Here is a 17,146-nt window from a genome sequence, read left to right on the forward strand (position 1 = left end):
ATATTTTAATTTATACTTCTAAATACAAATCCTCTTAAAAATAATTCTATCAATAAAAGTATTAATGCAGGAAAAAGAAACATTCTATATTTCTCTTTATAATTATAATATTTTAAATCATTAATATCGGATTTTTCTAATTTGTTTATTCTATTGTATATATTTTGAAGACTTTCAGCATCGGTAGCTCTAAAATATTCTCCTCCGGTTTTTTGTGCAATATGTTTTAATAAATTTTCATCTATTTCCACTTTTTGTTTTTCAAAATATAACTTTCCGGTAAATCGGTCTATTTGAGTGGGAAATAAAGCATAACCATTAGTTCCAATTCCAATAGTATAAACTTTAATCCTTTCTTCTGCTGCAATATCTGCAGCTACAGTAGGATCTACATATCCGTCGTTATTTACTCCATCTGTCATTAAAATAACTACTTTACTTTTAGCCTTACTTTTTTTAAGATGATTTACTGCTGTAGTTAATCCAACTCCTATGGCAGTTCCCCCTTCTAGAGTCTGTGTTTTTAAATTTTCAATCTGTTGAATTAATATATTTCTATCTACAGTCAGAGGAACTAAGGTAAGTGCTTCTCCAGAATAAGCAATCAATCCAATCCGGTCAACCAATCTTTCTAAAGCAAATTTCTGTGCCACTTTTTTAAGTGCTGATAGCCTATCCGGATTCAAATCTTTTGCCAACATGCTTAATGATACATCTACTGTCAGCATTATATCAATACCTTTATTACTTTGATATATTTGGGAAGTAGCTATAACTTTAGGTCTGGCCATTGCGAATATTAATAAAGCTAGTATAAGCAGACGCATCCAAAACAATAAGGGTCTTAAGAAAATTTTGTAATTATTTTCAGACTTAAAAGCTGAGACATTGGGTATTGATACTGCCTCTGTCTTAGCTTTAGTTTTAAATTTAAGATAAATAAACATCGGTATTATTAGCAATAAAACCAACATCCAAGGATATCCGAACACTATATTATGATTCATCTTGCAGCTTTATTTTAGGTGAATCGGTTTTTGTTTGATTTATGAAATTTATTGCCTTATCCATATGTATTTTCGTTTCTTCCGGAGTAGGCTTGAATTTCGCAAACTTTGCCAGATCTGCAGTTTTGAAAATTGCACTAAGATTTTCTGCTTCTTGCCCATCTATCCATCTTTCTTTTTTTAAACATTCCAATAAATCATCAGACAAAAGTTTGGTTGCGGGGAAATCCCAACGAGCTTCCATATATTCTTTTAAAATAGACGCTAACTCTGAATAATATTTTTTATATAAATTTTTATCTAAATAATTAGATTTATTCAACTTTTTCAACCGATTTATTGCCAGTACATCAGGATATGTTTTATGGATTACCGATTTTTTCTTCTTTCTTCTCACTATATAGATAATTATAGCCACTATGAAGATAATTAGTACAATATACTGCCAATAATTCTGTAAATAATCCCAACTATTCTTAGGTACCTTTACAATAGTCTTTATATCGAATAAAGGAGTCCGAATACTATCGGTGGAAACCGGAATTACCGTTACCTTATAGGACGGAGTATAATATTCTCTTGAATTTATTAGAATTCTTTGAGAAGGTACAGTAAATGTTCCTTCTTCATATGCCGAAAAAATTATACTGTCACTTATAAATCGAATATTGTCCTTATATAATGTATCTTTTTTTTGTCTTAAAACTTCTAATTTTGCACTAAGTGTGTCTTTAACTGTTGGAAAAATTATAGTATCATTATGATTAGATTTAACTGTAACTTTTAAAGTAACCGGCTCTCCAAATTTTATATAATCTGTTGAAATAGTGGAAACAGGTGCTTGAGCATGAATAAATATTGATACTATAGAAAAATATACTATGAAAATTTTAAACTTCACAATTAATGATGTCCTCTAAAATAATTAAACAATATTTTTATATAATCACCATGAGCAGGTATATTTAGAAAACCGGCACCGTTTTTAATGAATACATTTTCTGTTATATTCATTAATCGTTGATAATATTCTGAATATTTATCCCGAACTACTTTTGAAGAAGTATCTACCCATTGCAATTTTCCGGTTTCTAAATCTTCAAGATAAATCAAGCCCATATCCGGAAATATTTTTTCAATACGATCGTAAACGCGAATCCCGGTTATGTCATGCTTTTTTGTTAATATTCGTAAATTTCTTTCAAAATAGGTGACATCAAAATCTGATATTAAAAAAATGGTAGATTTTCTTTTTATGGTTTTTATTATAAAATCAAAAACTACTGATAAATCTGTTCTGGTATGTTTGGGCTCTGCTTCTAAAATCTTTTTTATTATTCTAACTATATGAGCATTTCCCTTTTTAGGAGCAATAAAAAATTCTATTTTATCCGAAAATAATACTAACCCTACCTTATCGTTGTTTTTAACAGCAGAAAGAGCAAGAGTTGCTCCAATTTCAGCAACCATCTCTTTTTTTAATTGTTTTTTTGTACCAAAATTCATAGATGCACTGATATCTATTAATATCATAGACACCATTTCTCTTTCTTCCTCGAATATTTTTACAAAAGGCTCATTATATCTAGCTGTTTTATTCCAATCGATTTTTCTGACATCATCCCCAAATTGGTATTGACGAACTTCCGAAAATGTCATTCCTATACCTTTAAAAGAACTATGATATTCTCCTAAAAACATAGAATTAATTCTTCTTTTAGATTTTAGCTCGATAAGTCTTACCTTTTTTAAAAGCTCTTCTGTCGTCAACTTTCTTATTTATTTAATAATTACTACGGTGCTTTTACAGAATTTAGAATTTGATCAATTATATCCTCTGAAGATATATTTTCTGCTTCTGCTTCATAGGTAATTCCTACACGATGACGAAGTACATCCTTGGCAACAGATTTAACGTCTTCAGGAATAACAAATCCTCTCTGGTTTAGGAATGCATTTGCCTTAGCTGCCAATGCCATACTTATGCTACCTCTTGGAGAAGAACCGAATAATATATATGGCTTTAAATTAGGTATATTATATTTTTCTGGATAACGCGTAGCGAATACCACATTAAGAATATAACTTTCTATCTTTTCATCCATGTATATTTCTTTTATTAACTCTCTTGCTTGAAAAATTTTATCCAAAGTTATTATTTTTTTAACTTGATATTTTTCACCGGAAATATTTTGCCTAAGAATCGTCCTTTCTTGCTCAAAATCAGGATAAGAAATCACACATTTAAGCATAAATCTGTCAACTTGAGCTTCCGGGAGTGGATATGTTCCTTCTTGATCGATAGGATTTTGTGTTGCCAATACTAAGAAAGGTTCTTTCAACCTAAATGTTTTATCCCCAATGGTTACCTGTTTTTCCTGCATGGCCTCCAATAACGCAGATTGGACTTTAGCCGGGGAACGATTAATTTCATCTGCCAAGATAAAGTTAGCAAAGATAGGTCCCTTTTTTATAGAAAAATCATTATCTTTCATATTATATATTAGGGTACCTAATACATCTGCCGGTAATAAGTCAGGTGTAAATTGAATACGAGAAAATTCTCCATCAAGAGCCTCAGCAAGGGTTTTTATTGCCAAAGTCTTTGCCAATCCAGGAACACCTTCCAACAAAACATGACCGTTACTTAATAAACCTATTAACAGACGGTTAATCATATATTTTTGCCCAACAATAACCTGATTTATCTCTTTACTAAGTAAAGTAAAATCCTTGCTTTTTTCTCGTACTTTTTCAATAATAATTTTTATATCTTCGGAAGTTGATGTATACTCCATTTTTTCTAAAAATTAACTTGCAGCAAAGTTCAATATTTTATTCTAATTGCGTTGCTAATAAATCGTTAAAATTTGTAGTAAATCATCTAATTTTATATATTTCTGGCAGTATAATTTGATTATTATATTTTTTTTATATTTATAAATTAGGCAATCTCAATAATAAACTTACTAACTTTGTACAATAAAAATTTGTTTTATGGACTCCTCAACATCAAAACCTAAATGGATTCGGGTAAAGCTACCCTCCGGAAAAAATTATAAGGAGCTTAGGGGAATCGTTGATAAGTATAAGCTAAACACTATTTGCCAAAGCGGAAGTTGTCCTAATATGGGCGAATGTTGGGGAGAGGGTACGGCTACTTTTATGATTCTGGGTAATATTTGTACCAGGAGCTGTGGATTTTGTGGAGTTAAAACGGGCCGTCCTGCTGAAATCGATTGGGAAGAACCGGAAAAAGTTGCGCGTTCTATCAAATTAATGAAAATTAAACATGCTGTTTTAACATCTGTAGATCGTGATGATCTAAAAGATATGGGATCCATTATTTGGGCTGAAACTATCAAGGCGGTGCGCAGAATTAGTCCTGGCACAACCATGGAAACATTAATTCCCGATTTTCAAGGAATTCACAGGCATATAAATAGAATTCTGGAAGCCGCCCCTGAAGTCATTTCGCATAATATGGAAACGGTTAGACGTTTAACCCGTGAAGTACGTATCCAGGCAAAATATGATAGAAGCTTGGAAGTTCTCCGATATATAAAAGAACAAGGGCAACGAAGGACTAAAACTGGAATTATGCTTGGTCTCGGTGAAAAACCGTCGGAAGTTTATGAGTCTATCAAAGAAATACATGATGCTCATGTTGACGTTATAACTATTGGACAATATTTACAACCTAGTAAAAAGCACCTTCCTGTAAAGGAATTTATTCCCTTAAAACAATTTAAAGATTATGAAGATTATGCTAGGAGCTTGGGAAATTTCAGGCATATTGAAAGTAGCCCATTGGTTCGTTCATCTTATCATGCAGAAAAACATGTCAATTAAAACTATCAATTTAAATAGTATAAATAGTAAGTGAAATCATGTTTTTGGTGTTACATACAGTTTATCACATTTATATCATGAACAACTAAAAATTATTGCACTGTAAACTCCACTTTATAAATTTTAGACCACAGTTTCCCCGTAATTAAAAATACGTTTCCACTTACATAGGAAATACCATTCAAAACAGCCTCTTCATTGGATTTATTCAATTTTACTAATTCCGAAAAATCTGCTTTTGCAACCACAATTCCAGTATTAGGATCAATAACCAGAATTATGGGTTCATCAAAAACATTGGCATAAATATAGCCGTTAGCGTATTCTAATTCATTAATTCTAGAATAGATAGTTTCATACCCAATAACCGAAATGCTCTTTTTTAAATTAAAATCTTTATCATAGAATTTTAATTCTGAGGATCCGTCTGAAATAACCATTTCATCCCCTATGGTTGTCGCTCCCCATCCCTCAAATAAAGTGCCGGGATAATTAAATTCTTTTTGAAGTTTAAAATCTGAAACATTATAAATAAATCCTTTTTTCTCCCTCCAAGTAAGTAAATACAATTTCCCGTTCAACGTAGCAAACCCTTCCGCGAAAAATTTGGGATCTATTTTAACACTTTGAGAATAAGAGGTTGATCCTAACTTATATTTTACTAATAAGGATTTTCCATATAGCCCGGAACTTTCTGTAATCCATCCGTCTTTATAGGTAAATCCTTGTGTAAATAATTCCGGGTTATGAGGGAATTCTTGAATTAATTTATACTTTAAAATCTTTTCTTTCTCTCTAGGAAATACCGTAAAAGTTGCATCTATTTTTTTTTTATATTTTCCGTTATAGTTAATTGTCAATATTATATAGTTAATTCCTAGTTTAGCATTAGACTCTTCCAATGTAATATTATTTTTATCATATGTTCTACCATTTAATTTAATACTATAAGAATCAATAATTCCATCTTGAGTATTAAATTCCAAAGGCAGCTTATCTCCTATGTGTAATGGCTTATCATCTAATTTTTCAAAATTGGTACTGATACTTATATTCTTAGGATCTTTACATCCGATTATACTTATAAGAAACAACAAACATAGTACTAGTCTCGATATTATATTTTTCATTTTATATTGCTTTTGAAGTATAAATCCTATTTTTAGCCGCAATTAGAATGCAAATTCCTGCAATAATAAAGGGCACACTCAACCATTGTCCTGTATTTAATCCTAGCCAATTGATATATTCTTCTCCTTGAGGTTCTTTAAAGAATTCTACTATGAATCTTATTCCAAAAAGTACAATTAAAAAATACCCGAATATCCACCCCGAATATTTCTTTTTATCAGTTTTTAAATAAATATATATAAGGGATATAAACAATAGTAAATATCCGAATGCTTCGTATAACTGAGAAGGATGTCGTGGAACTATATTTCCGTATTCATCTGTATCTTGTTGGATAAATAATACTGCCCACGGAAGAGAAGAAGGCTTTCCAATAATTTCTGAATTAAAAAAATTTCCAAAGCGTATAAACATCCCTCCTATAGAAACAGGAATAACAATTCTATCTAATATCCAATAAAAGGTTCGTTTCAAATATTTTCTTGTAAATAAATATAAAGAAATTAGAATTCCTATAGCAGCTCCGTGGCTGGCCAACCCTGAATAACCTGTAAATTCAAAATGAGGCTTAGTTCGTATGGGTAAGAATACAGCTAATGGATCTTGTATCAATAATTGCTTTTGATAAAACAAAACATGTCCCAACCTGGCTCCTATTATTACTGCCAGAAACATATAAATAAATAAGGGATCTAATAATTTTTTATCTTCCTTATCTTTTTTAAAAATAAATTCCATGAGATAAAAACCTAAGCCGAAAGCAATAACATACATCAAACTGTAGTATCTTAAGGTAAAACTGCCTATGTGTATGCCTAAACTTGGATCCCAAGTAATATATAAAAGTTGATTCATTTATTTTTAATTATGTTTTTTTTGAGGCACCGGATCATAACCCTCTCCTCCCCAAGGATGACAACGAAAAATACGTCTACTTCCCAACCAAAAACCATAGAACAGTCCATGAGTTTTTAATGCTTCCAACATATATGCGGAACAGGTAGGAGTATATCTGCAATGTTTTCCTAACCAAGGAGATATAGCGATCTGATAAGCGCGTATTAATACAACCAACGGGAATATAGTTATTTTCCTTATCATTATATCAATTTCCTTGCAAAGATACAGTTTTCTCTAAGATGACATTCTGCATTAATAAATATTTAACAGGCTAAATTAAATATTTCCAATTCAATATAATTATTAAAGGTTTACTACTCTAAATAAAGAGTTCATTTTATATAGGTTATATTTATTATTTTTGCGTAAAATTTTAAATAAGTAATGACAGAAAGTGGAAAGATAGAATTGATGTGTCCGGCGGGTAATTATGAATCACTACAGGCAGCCTTGGATAATGGAGCCGATTCAATTTATTTTGGAGTCGAGCAATTAAATATGCGTGCGCGTTCATCTGTTAATTTTACTTTAGAAGATCTGGAAGAGATTTCCAGAAGATGCTCTCAAAAAGGGGTACGAACCTATCTGACTTTAAACACTATTATTTATGATCACGACTTATCCATTATAAAAACAGTATTGGATAGAGCGAAATCTGCTTCTATAACAGCAGTTATTGCTATGGATCAGGCTGTTATTGCTTATGCAAGACAAATTGGAATGGAGGTCCATATTTCAACACAAATAAACATTACCAATATTGAAACTGTGAAATTTTATTCTTTATTTGCCGATACAATGGTTTTAAGTAGAGAATTGAGCTTAAATCAAGTAAAAAAGATTACTTCTCTAATTAATAAAGAACAAATTAAAGGACCTAATGGAAAATTGGTTGAAATTGAGATTTTTGGACATGGTGCCTTATGCATGGCGGTATCAGGAAAATGCTATTTAAGCTTACATTCTCATAATTCTTCTGCTAATCGCGGTGCATGTAAACAAAACTGCAGAAAAAAATACACTGTTATTGATCAAGAATCCGGTTTTGAAATTGAAATTGATAATGAATATATGATGTCTCCTAAAGACTTATGTACTATTGATTTTCTTGATCAAATAATTGATTCCGGGGTAAAAGTTCTTAAGATTGAAGGTAGAGGGCGTGCTCCTGAATATGTTGCTACTGTAACTAAGTGCTACCGAGAAGCTATTAATGCAATTGCATCCGGATCCTTTAATAATGAAGCTGTGAACGAATGGATGAAACAATTGAAAACCGTATACAACCGTGGGTTTTGGAGCGGATATTATCTGGGACAGAAATTGGGTGAATGGTCAGATAACCCGGGTTCTAATGCAACTCAAAAAAAGGTTTATATTGGAAAAGGACGACATTTTTACCCAAAAACTAAAATCGGTGAATTTGAGATTGAAGCCTATAGCTTAACCATTGGAGATAAAATATTAATTCAAGGACCTACCACCGGTGCTCAAGAAGCAGAAGTTATATCTATGATGGTAGATGACTTACCCGCTCAGGAAGCTAAAAAAGGAGACATACTTACTTTACCTATTGGCTTTAAAATACGTCCGTCCGACAAATTATATAAGGTTGTCAAAGCATAAATTTGCACAAATTTTCTATTAAGTTTAAAATTATTAAAAAGTATTGCTGGTATCATGATAATTTATAACTTTTTTATGATCATAAATCCTTAAGTAATTCATACGTATTTATATTCGGCAAAAATCATCCTACTATAATGAAATATTAAAATAAAATATGATAATTATTACATTACAAAGAGACAAATGTATAGGGTGCAATTATTGTTCAGAGTTTGATCCTGAAAATTTTCGTATGTCAAAGAAAGATGGGAAATCGGTTTTACTTAGATCTAAAGAAAAAAAGGGCTTTTTCACTCTTAAAAATCCGGACGATAATTGCCAGGAGGCTGCCGATAAAGCAGCAAAAGCATGTCCAGTAAAAATTATATCCGTTAAAAAAATATAATATCAATGCAAAAAAAAGAGGCTCGTAAAAAATTTTTAAAGTTAAGATCCTTACTTACAAATGATGAGATATTATACAAATCTGAGCAAATTTTTTTAGTGTGGAAAAAAACCATTTTATCTGATTACAATTCTTATCATATTTTCCTAACTATTTCCGACAAGAATGAGATAGACACTTCTTTTATACTTAATTATTTGTGGATGAAGCAAAAAAAAGTTTATTGTTCTAAAGTAAACAATAATTCTTTATTACATTATGAACTTACTCCTGAAACTAAACTTAAAAAGAATTGGTGGGGTATACCTGAACCTATGGATCAAAAAAATATATTGATTAAGAATATTGATTGCATTTTTACCCCTTTATTAGCCTATGATATTTTAGGAAACCGGGTAGGTTACGGCAAAGGATATTATGATAATTTTTTAAGAAACTATAACTTTTCAACTAAAATTGGAGTTTCTTTTTTTGATCCTATTGAAGCAATTGAGGATATTACTACTTCGGATATACCTTTAGATTATATAATAACTCCCTCTTATTGTTCAGGTTTCCCAATTGAGGTGAAATAAAATTTAAATTCTGATTTAAATTTTTCAGGATTTTTCTTTAAGATATAATTAGCCTTAGAATTTTGAGTAGAGAAATATTTTTTCTTGTCATTATAATAATGTACTTTATAATGAATTACCCCTATTGAATCATTTAAAATTGTAGTATTACCCAATATCTTCTTCTCTAGTTCAATTTTAACATATTTCACCTTCAATGAATCCAAATTATTTACAATCCTACTCACATAAACCGTATCTTTTTTAGAAAAATAACCTTTTAATTGTGACACTATAAGAGTATCAATTTCTTTATTCGATTTATTCTCAGTTGCCAATATAGCCAGATCGTATACTTCTTGTAATTTTTGCTCTGTTATATGTGAAATTACTGCCAAGGAATCCATTTTTTCAGAAGCATAATAATTTTTATTATTATATTCTTTTATTTTAATAGGGTCTTTTTCTCCTTCGTAATATTTTTCCTTATTACAAGCTACAAAACCTATTATCAGAAACACTACAATAATTTGAATTATATGCTTATTTATCATTTTTTTGTATTTTGAATTTTATTAAATCAATTTTTTTATTTTTATTAATCTGACTGCTGATCAGAACATAGTTTTTTAGTGATGTTGTAGGTATTGTCATAAAGTCAATGTATTTTTTCTTATCCAGCACTTCTACACCAAAAAGTTCATTATCATATACCTGATAGATAAGTGCATCATCTGCTATCAATTTATTAAGTTCTTCTTTTCTCTGCTTTATAAGTTGTGATTTTTTATTTTCATCTGAGTTGGTAACTGCCGTTGAATAATAATATAACATAATGGCATAATCATCGGGCCTTAATTTAAAATTTCTACTATTTTCTTCCCCTTTATCTCTAATTTCTTTAAGTCCCACAACAAAAGATTCTTTCTTATACATTGGAGAACTAATGGTCATTCTAAGCGTATCTGTTGAAGATCTGTAAGTAAAACACCCATTCGAAACAGTATAAAATTCAGGAGAAACACCATTTTTTTGTATTATAATTTCTAATTTGGATTTTATCAAAGATCCTCTATCTGCATCATAAAAACAAAATTTAAAGGTATTTCTGTATTCATAATATTTATCGACGGAAAAAATCAGTAATAATATACTAATTACTCCTACAGCAGTATAGATAAGATTTTTAAACTTAAATAATTTTTTTTCTTTTCTTCTTAGATTTACACCTTTGTCTAAACCTTGCTCTTTTTCCCTACTATCATCATTTTCTAAGAGCATTTTAGTATAATCTGAATTTTGATTATTTTTTTGCTCATTAGATATACTAATAAAATCTTTTTCTAACGTAAAATTGTATTTTTCTACAAATTCAGTCCAACCTCTCCTATAGCCACAATACTGAGCTAATAAATTAAGCATATCAATCCTTGGCAATTTCTCAAAAGAAGATTTAAAATAAGTATAAAACCATTTTTCGCTAACGTTTCCTCGGACTTTTTGTCGTAAATGTTCTTGAAAATATATTATATCTAAACCTTTCCATTTAGAAATATCAGGATTTAAGGTAGGAAAATCTTCTAAAAAGGTTTTAGTAACCTCTTTTTTTAACTGTTCAAAAAGTATTGTTTCCCGGTCGGTCATTTGTAAATTAAATACAAGTTACTGATTTTCAATATATATTTTTTGTAAAACTCGAAAATCTGTTTTACAAAAATATTACAACCATTTGAATCTTGCAACATAGTTTAACATCCCTATATTTGTTTATCTAAATTTAAAATTATATATAATATAAAAACTAAAAAAATGAAAAAACTAATTTTCAACATTGCAGCTGCAACTGTTATCGCAACCACTTCTTTCGTAGCATGTGATAAAAAACAATCAGCTAGTGATGCTGCTTCTACAACTGATTCTACTGCAACTGCTGCTGTAGTTGATTCTACTTCAACCGAAGCTCCTCAAGAAGTAGCTCCTGCTGCTGCTGATTCAGCTAAAGCTGAAGCACCTAAAGCTAACGAAGCTGATGCTGCTAAAGCTAATGAAGCTGATGCTACTAAAGCACCTAAAGCTAATGAAGCTGATGCTGCTAAAGCTAATGAAGCTGTAAAAGCAAAATAGTTTGTTTAAATTTAAACAAAATTCAATAAAAGGTTACAACATTTTTTGTAGCCTTTTTCTGAAAGTAAATTTTTTACTTTTATAAATAGTTAAAATCTTAAGTGATGAAAAAAATATTTTTACATTTCACTGCCATCACACTACTTATAACTAGCTCATTTACTGCCTGTAACAATACTAATAGTCACAATAACAAAACCGAAAAGGCTCCCAAACCTATAGTAGGATTAAATGCTCAACCGGAAGAAGAAGTTGCTCCTGCCCCTTCAATAGATAGCTCTGCTGATCTTAAAGACATATATAATCCAAAAGTACAAGGTATGAATGCTCAACCCCAGCTAGAAATAGAACAGGGCTCAGCAGGAAATACTAAAAAATAAAATTATAAATTTAAAAAATCATTTTAAAAATTTATCGTTATGAAAAAAACAATTTTAAACATCGCAACCCTTACTATTATTGCTTCTTTTTCCTTTATTTCTTGTGAAAAGAAACAGGTTAATCATGTTGATTCTTCTACTTCAACAGCTGATTCTATTGCAAAAGATTCTGCTACTTTAGGTGAAAAAATAGGAAATTTTACAGACTCTGCTGCTGCACAAATTAAAGAAACTGCCCATGATGCAAAAGAAAGCTTGGATAAAACTGTAGATAAAATTAAAGGAGAAGCAAATGAACAAAATAAAGATATCAAAGAAACAGCTAATAATGCTAAAGAAGGAATAAAAAATGCTGCTGAGGATTCTAAAAATGATATGAAAAATGCAACAAAAAAATAATTTCACTATTGCATAAAATTAAAAAAAGCACTTTTATAAGTGCTTTTTTTATTCTTTTTTATATTAGGTTTGAGATGATTTATCATTTATCTTTTCTCCAACCCGTTGTGAAGCTTCAAAAGAAGTAATCATATTAATTAACATATCACTTGCTGCACTAGGATTGTTAGGAAGCAATATTAAATTAGATCGGGAACTGGCCCCTATTGAGCTTAAAGTATCATAATGTTGAGTAACCACAATTAAAGAAGAGGCTTCTTGTGAATTTATGTTTACTCCATTCAATACTTTTACAGATTCCTCCAAGCCTCGTGCAATTTCTCTTCTTTGATCAGCAATACCTTTTCCCTGCAATTGCTTACTTTCTGCTTCAGCCTTGGCTTTAGCTACTATTTTGATACGTTCTGCCTCCGCTTCATATTCAGCCGCAACCTTTTCTCTTTCAGCCGAATTAATACGATTCATTGCTTGTTTTACCTGCTCATCAGGATCTATATCCGTTACCAGTGCCTTAACAATACTGTACCCATAACTCTGCATAGCTTCTTGCAGCTCACTCTTTACAGCGTTAGCTATATCATCTTTTCTTACAAATACATCATCCAACCTTAATTTGGGGACTTCAGCACGAACCACATCAAAGACATAAGAAGTGATTTGTTCATAAGGATTTTGTAATTTGTAAAACGCATCGTATACAGCTGTTTGAACGACTTGATATTGCACAGAAACTTTGAGATGAACAAAAACATTATCTTTTGTTTTTGTTTCTATCATTACATCCAATTGCTGTATTTTTAAATTTATCTTTCCTGCAATTCGATCTATGAATGGTACTTTAAAATTAATTCCCGCATTTCGAGAAGAATTAAATTTACCAAATCGTTCTATAATTACTGATGTTTGCTGTTTTACAACAAATACCGGACTTCCTACTATACATAATATAAGTAAAATAAACAATATTGTAATTCCCATAGTTATTAATTAAATTTAGTTTTATAAAAGATAAATATACAATTTTATATATTATATTTATTGCTGCGGTTTCTGCCCCATTAACATTAAATAAGACTTTAAAAAATCATCAATATTGCCATTCATAACTGAATCAACATCTGAAGTTTCTGTACCTGTACGAACATCTTTTATTAGACGATAGGGCTGCATGACATAGTTCCTTATTTGGCTTCCCCATTCTATCTTCATTTTACCGGCTTCTATTTCATCTCGTTTTGCATTTCTTTTTTCTAACTCTATTTCAAACAGACGCGATTTTAATAACTGCAATGCTTTTTCTTTATTTTGTAACTGTGATCTGCTTTCGGTGTTTTCAATTATTATTTCTTTTTCTTCAGCCGCTTCTTCGTCTTTGTATTTGTAACGCAATCTAACCCCTGTCTCTACTTTATTTACATTTTGCCCACCTGCTCCACTTGAACGAAAAGTATCCCATGAAAGCGAAGCCTGGTTAATTTGTATATCTATGGATTCATCCACTAAAGGATATACATATACGGATGCAAAAGAAGTATGTCTTTTTGCATTGGAATCGAATGGAGAGATCCGAACTAATCTATGTACACCATTTTCCCCTTTCAAATAACCAAATGTATAGTCTCCTTCAACCTCCAATGTTACTGTTTTTACACCTGCTACATCACCAGCCTGATAATTGAGCTCTTTTACTTTAAAATTATGTTTTTCTGCCCACATGATATACATGCGTAGGAGCATACTTGCCCAATCACAGCTTTCGGTACCTCCGGCACCTGCTGTTATTTGTATCACAGCATTTAAATCGTCCCCTTCAGATGATAGCATATTCTTAAATTCTATATTTTCGAGCAAAGCAACTACCGAATGATAATGAGAATTTATTTCCTCTTCTGTAACATCTCCTGTTTTGAAAAAATCGTATAAAACAACTAAGTCTTCATATTGTGTGTTAATTTCCTGATATTCTTCTACCCATCTTTTTTTACCTCTTAAATGCTTTAAAATTTTTTGTGCTTCTTTAGCATTTTCCCAAAAAGAAGGATCTGCAGATTTTTCTTCTTCATTTTGTATTTCAACTTGCTTTTTTTCAATTTCCAAGTATTCATACAAATCTTTTATTCTTGTCTGTATTTCTTTTAAAGTTTCTTGAGTAATCATAAGTAGTACAAAAATACAATGTAAAATGTTATAATTAAAATACTTCAATAAATAATAAAATTATAGGTAGACTTACATTCCAATTATATAAATTATTGAAATAAATTCTAAATTAAATAAAGATTGATAAATTTTGTTTGTAAATTTGCTTTCGTTTTATTTAATAGTATTCATAATATCTTAATGCTAAATAAAGCGTTAGTAATTAATGAACTACAAAAATGTACAATAAGCTAAAAAGATACTTGGTTAATGCATACTAAAGAGGATACATCTAAAAATGATTAAAAAAAACTATATTTTTCCTTTTTCCCAATATAATCCCTTAAAATTGATGAGCACTAATGAAGTAAGCTGAATACAGCCTAATATGAAAATGAAAAGATTGTAGAGATGAAAATATTATCCTATATGGTATAAAATACCATACTAATCAAACATTAATTATAGCTGATGAAAAACTAATATACTAGAAAGATTTACTAACAACATGAATAATATAAAATGGAATTATTAAGTAATTTTTTTAAAGAAAATCACCGTCAATTGATAGTAACCATAATTGTTATTATGGCGATTTATTTTTTAAAACTTATTATAAATAAAATAATACTAAAATACGGAAATCATACCCACATTAAAGAATTAAGAACAAGGGTTATTATAAAATACTCAAGCATATTAATAAACATTTTAGGCTTAATTCTTCTTATAACCATTTGGGGAGTTACTCCGGAATGGATATTTGCTACATTTGCTTCTTTTTTCGCGATTGTTGGAGTAGCATTTTTTGCTCAATGGTCATTATTGAGCAATGTTACTGCCGGTTTTATAATATACTTTACAGTACCTTTTCGTATTGGGGATACTATTAAAATTATAGATAAAGATAATCCTATTGAAGCAACTGTTGAGGATATAAAAGCTTTCTACGTTGTTTTAAGAACTAATGATGGATTTCCAGTAACTTTTCCTAATAATTTAATTTTACAAAAAGCTATTTCCACAATAAAATCTTCATAATGAAATTCATTAGAGATAAAGTCACTATTTTAGATTGTATCACCTTTTCTTTAACTTCAGGACACATCTCGAAAAACTTATCATTTCAACATTTCAAACTTAAAATGAATCATTGACAGTACCATTGCTGGATTAATTTGCTACAGTATATTATATTTTCACTTCAGGATTGGAAAACATAATTTGATTGAAACTTTGATATGACTGTTAAAACACGTATTCCTGTAATTAATAATTCAATACCAGATAAAAATTTTGTTTTAATCTACCTGTTTACTTATCCGGGAATCTTTTATGTTAAAAAAACTATCTCCTGGTTTCCAATGATTAACCTATCCTTTTATCGTAATGTTTTTTTACAATAATAAAGAAAGGCTATATAAATAATAGCCTTTTTGTTTTATTATGATAAGGCTTTAGTAACCTCTCTTGCGGCATCTTCTAATGTAATAGCTGATATCACTTTTAATCCGCTTTCATCAATCATCTTTTTAGCTACCTCTGCATTGGTTCCTTGTAGTCTAACAATTATGGGTACTTTTATAAAATCTCTCATATTCTTATAGGCATCTAAAATGCCCTGAGCAACTCGATCGCAACGAACAATACCTCCAAATATATTTACAAGAATTGCTTGTACTCGATCATCTGCCAAAATTATTCTAAATGCTTTTTCTACTCTTTCCGCATCAGCAGTTCCTCCAACATCTAAAAAATTTGCAGGATCTCCTCCTGAAAGTTTAATTATATCCATCGTTGCCATGGCTAATCCTGCACCGTTTACCATACAACCTACATTACCTTCTAATTTTACAAAATTTAATCCTGCCTCTCCTGCTTGTACTTCAATAGGGTCTTCCTCTCTTATGTCTCTGAGCTTTACATAATCCGGATGCCTGAAAAGGGAATTATTATCTATGGTAACTTTTGCATCTACCGCCGCGATTTGATTATCTGATGTTTTCAATACGGGATTTATTTCAAATAAAGTTGCATCACTTTTTATATATGCATTATATAATGCAGATACAAACTTAACCATATTCTTAAATGACTCTCCCGATAACCCCAAATTAAAAGCAATTTTTCTTGCTTGAAAATTTTGTAAACCCGCTGAAGGATCTATTTCTTCGCTAAAGATGAGCGAAGGAGTTTTTTCTGCTACCGTTTCTATATCCATCCCACCTTCTGTAGAATATATAATTACATTTTTCCCTTTTACTCTGTCTAATAGCATAGATATATAAAATTCTTCAATTTCAGCCTCTCCGGGATAATACATATCTTCCGCTATAAACACCTGATGAACTTTTTTACCTTTTTGAGAAGTCTGTGGAGTAATTAGATTCATTCCTATGATTTCAGATGCCTTTTCTTTAACTTCGTCTAAGGTTTTTGCCAATTTAACACCTCCCCCTTTTCCCCTTCCTCCTGCATGAATCTGTGCCTTTACTACCCACCAATTGGTACCCGTTTTATCATTCATCTCTTTAGCGGCTTCTACTGCTTGTTCCGGTGTGGTAGCAACTATTCCCCTTTGAACTCTTACTCCAAATGATGAAAGTATTTCTTTTCCTTGATATTCGTGTAAATTCATGGCTTAAT

At 30.5% G+C, this 17,146-nt stretch carries 20 protein-coding genes; 8 read left to right on the plus strand and 12 right to left on the minus strand.

Features of this window, described 5'->3' with window-relative positions:
• Positions 1 to 5: 5 nt before the first annotated feature.
• From ASC36_RS01025 to ASC36_RS01040, 4 genes are read right to left on the minus strand one after another with little or no spacing between them, the layout of a single operon-like run.
• Positions 6 to 1,007, minus strand: a complete 1,002-nt coding sequence (locus tag ASC36_RS01025; RefSeq protein WP_055424620.1) for a vWA domain-containing protein — start codon at positions 1,005 to 1,007, stop codon at positions 6 to 8.
• On the minus strand, positions 997 to 1,908 hold the full coding sequence (locus ASC36_RS01030) for a BatD family protein (protein ID WP_055424621.1): 912 nt from the start codon (positions 1,906 to 1,908) through the stop codon (positions 997 to 999). The genes ASC36_RS01025 and ASC36_RS01030 overlap by 11 nt, the downstream gene beginning before the upstream one ends.
• Before the next feature lie 2 nt (positions 1,909 to 1,910).
• The gene (locus ASC36_RS01035) at positions 1,911 to 2,777 is read right to left on the minus strand and encodes a DUF58 domain-containing protein (protein WP_055424622.1); all 867 of its coding nucleotides are present in this window, start codon (positions 2,775 to 2,777) and stop codon (positions 1,911 to 1,913) included.
• 23 nt (positions 2,778 to 2,800) lie between these two features.
• On the minus strand, positions 2,801 to 3,805 hold the full coding sequence (locus ASC36_RS01040; RefSeq protein WP_055424623.1) for an AAA family ATPase: 1,005 nt from the start codon (positions 3,803 to 3,805) through the stop codon (positions 2,801 to 2,803).
• Positions 3,806 to 4,004: 199 nt separating this feature from the next.
• Between ASC36_RS01040 and lipA the strand changes: the two genes are divergently transcribed.
• Positions 4,005 to 4,859: a lipoyl synthase gene (gene lipA / locus ASC36_RS01045; RefSeq protein WP_055424624.1), complete on the plus strand. Its 855-nt coding sequence runs from the start codon at positions 4,005 to 4,007 to the stop codon at positions 4,857 to 4,859.
• Between the two features lie 92 nt (positions 4,860 to 4,951).
• On the opposite strand, the gene ASC36_RS01050 is transcribed toward lipA, so the two are convergent.
• Genes ASC36_RS01050 through yidD form a run of 3 tightly spaced genes read right to left on the minus strand, consistent with a single transcriptional unit; the run spans position 4,952 to position 7,091 of the window.
• On the minus strand, positions 4,952 to 5,989 hold the full coding sequence (locus ASC36_RS01050) for a glutaminyl-peptide cyclotransferase (protein WP_073961179.1): 1,038 nt from the start codon (positions 5,987 to 5,989) through the stop codon (positions 4,952 to 4,954).
• 1 nt (position 5,990) lies between these two features.
• On the minus strand, positions 5,991 to 6,845 hold the full coding sequence (gene lgt, locus ASC36_RS01055; RefSeq protein ID WP_055424626.1) for a prolipoprotein diacylglyceryl transferase: 855 nt from the start codon (positions 6,843 to 6,845) through the stop codon (positions 5,991 to 5,993).
• 6 nt (positions 6,846 to 6,851) lie between these two features.
• The gene (gene yidD / locus ASC36_RS01060; RefSeq protein WP_055424627.1) at positions 6,852 to 7,091 is read right to left on the minus strand and encodes a membrane protein insertion efficiency factor YidD; all 240 of its coding nucleotides are present in this window, start codon (positions 7,089 to 7,091) and stop codon (positions 6,852 to 6,854) included.
• Between the two features lie 183 nt (positions 7,092 to 7,274).
• On the opposite strand from yidD, the gene ASC36_RS01065 reads away from it, so the two are divergent.
• The 3 genes from ASC36_RS01065 to ASC36_RS01075 all read left to right on the plus strand — a co-directional run bounded on the left by ASC36_RS01065 (position 7,275) and on the right by ASC36_RS01075 (position 9,479).
• On the plus strand, positions 7,275 to 8,516 hold the full coding sequence (locus ASC36_RS01065) for a peptidase U32 family protein (RefSeq protein WP_055424628.1): 1,242 nt from the start codon (positions 7,275 to 7,277) through the stop codon (positions 8,514 to 8,516).
• Between the two features lie 157 nt (positions 8,517 to 8,673).
• The gene (locus ASC36_RS01070) at positions 8,674 to 8,904 is read left to right on the plus strand and encodes a ferredoxin (RefSeq protein WP_055424629.1); all 231 of its coding nucleotides are present in this window, start codon (positions 8,674 to 8,676) and stop codon (positions 8,902 to 8,904) included.
• A 5-nt stretch (positions 8,905 to 8,909) separates the two neighbouring features.
• On the plus strand, positions 8,910 to 9,479 hold the full coding sequence (locus tag ASC36_RS01075; RefSeq protein WP_055424630.1) for a 5-formyltetrahydrofolate cyclo-ligase: 570 nt from the start codon (positions 8,910 to 8,912) through the stop codon (positions 9,477 to 9,479).
• Here ASC36_RS01075 and ASC36_RS01080 read toward each other — a convergent pair.
• Entirely contained in the window at positions 9,446 to 10,012 is a 567-nt protein-coding gene (locus ASC36_RS01080) for a hypothetical protein (protein WP_055424631.1), read from the minus strand. The genes ASC36_RS01075 and ASC36_RS01080 overlap by 34 nt on opposite strands.
• A complete protein-coding gene (locus tag ASC36_RS01085; protein ID WP_055424632.1) occupies positions 10,002 to 11,102 on the minus strand; it encodes a hypothetical protein in 1,101 nt (366 codons plus the stop codon). Before ASC36_RS01085 ends, ASC36_RS01080 begins: the two co-directional genes overlap by 11 nt.
• A 165-nt stretch (positions 11,103 to 11,267) precedes the next feature.
• Between ASC36_RS01085 and ASC36_RS01090 the strand changes: the two genes are divergently transcribed.
• From ASC36_RS01090 to ASC36_RS01100, 3 genes are all read left to right on the plus strand, one after another.
• Positions 11,268 to 11,582: a hypothetical protein gene (locus tag ASC36_RS01090; protein WP_055424633.1), complete on the plus strand. Its 315-nt coding sequence runs from the start codon at positions 11,268 to 11,270 to the stop codon at positions 11,580 to 11,582.
• A 104-nt stretch (positions 11,583 to 11,686) separates the two neighbouring features.
• A complete protein-coding gene (locus tag ASC36_RS01095) occupies positions 11,687 to 11,962 on the plus strand; it encodes a hypothetical protein (RefSeq protein WP_055424634.1) in 276 nt (91 codons plus the stop codon).
• A 39-nt stretch (positions 11,963 to 12,001) separates the two neighbouring features.
• A complete protein-coding gene (locus ASC36_RS01100; protein ID WP_055424635.1) occupies positions 12,002 to 12,361 on the plus strand; it encodes a hypothetical protein in 360 nt (119 codons plus the stop codon).
• Positions 12,362 to 12,424: 63 nt separating this feature from the next.
• On the opposite strand, the gene ASC36_RS01105 is transcribed toward ASC36_RS01100, so the two are convergent.
• Positions 12,425 to 13,339 carry an SPFH domain-containing protein gene (locus ASC36_RS01105; protein WP_055424636.1) on the minus strand — a complete coding sequence of 305 codons (915 nt, stop codon included), beginning with the start codon at positions 13,337 to 13,339 and terminating at the stop codon, positions 12,425 to 12,427.
• A 57-nt stretch (positions 13,340 to 13,396) separates the two neighbouring features.
• Positions 13,397 to 14,518: a peptide chain release factor 2 gene (prfB, locus tag ASC36_RS01110; RefSeq protein ID WP_055424637.1), complete on the minus strand. Its 1,122-nt coding sequence runs from the start codon at positions 14,516 to 14,518 to the stop codon at positions 13,397 to 13,399.
• Positions 14,519 to 15,022: 504 nt separating this feature from the next.
• Here prfB and ASC36_RS01115 point away from each other — a divergent pair.
• The gene (locus tag ASC36_RS01115) at positions 15,023 to 15,541 is read left to right on the plus strand and encodes a mechanosensitive ion channel domain-containing protein (protein WP_055424638.1); all 519 of its coding nucleotides are present in this window, start codon (positions 15,023 to 15,025) and stop codon (positions 15,539 to 15,541) included.
• Between the two features lie 403 nt (positions 15,542 to 15,944).
• Here the strand turns inward: ASC36_RS01115 and sucC are convergent, their stop codons facing one another.
• Entirely contained in the window at positions 15,945 to 17,138 is a 1,194-nt protein-coding gene (gene sucC / locus ASC36_RS01120; RefSeq protein ID WP_055424639.1) for an ADP-forming succinate--CoA ligase subunit beta, read from the minus strand.
• Positions 17,139 to 17,146 lie beyond the last annotated feature (8 nt).

The sequence above is a fragment of the Apibacter mensalis genome (assembly GCF_001418685.1).
In the GTDB taxonomy this organism is placed as follows: Bacteria; Bacteroidota; Bacteroidia; order Flavobacteriales; family Weeksellaceae; genus Apibacter; species Apibacter mensalis.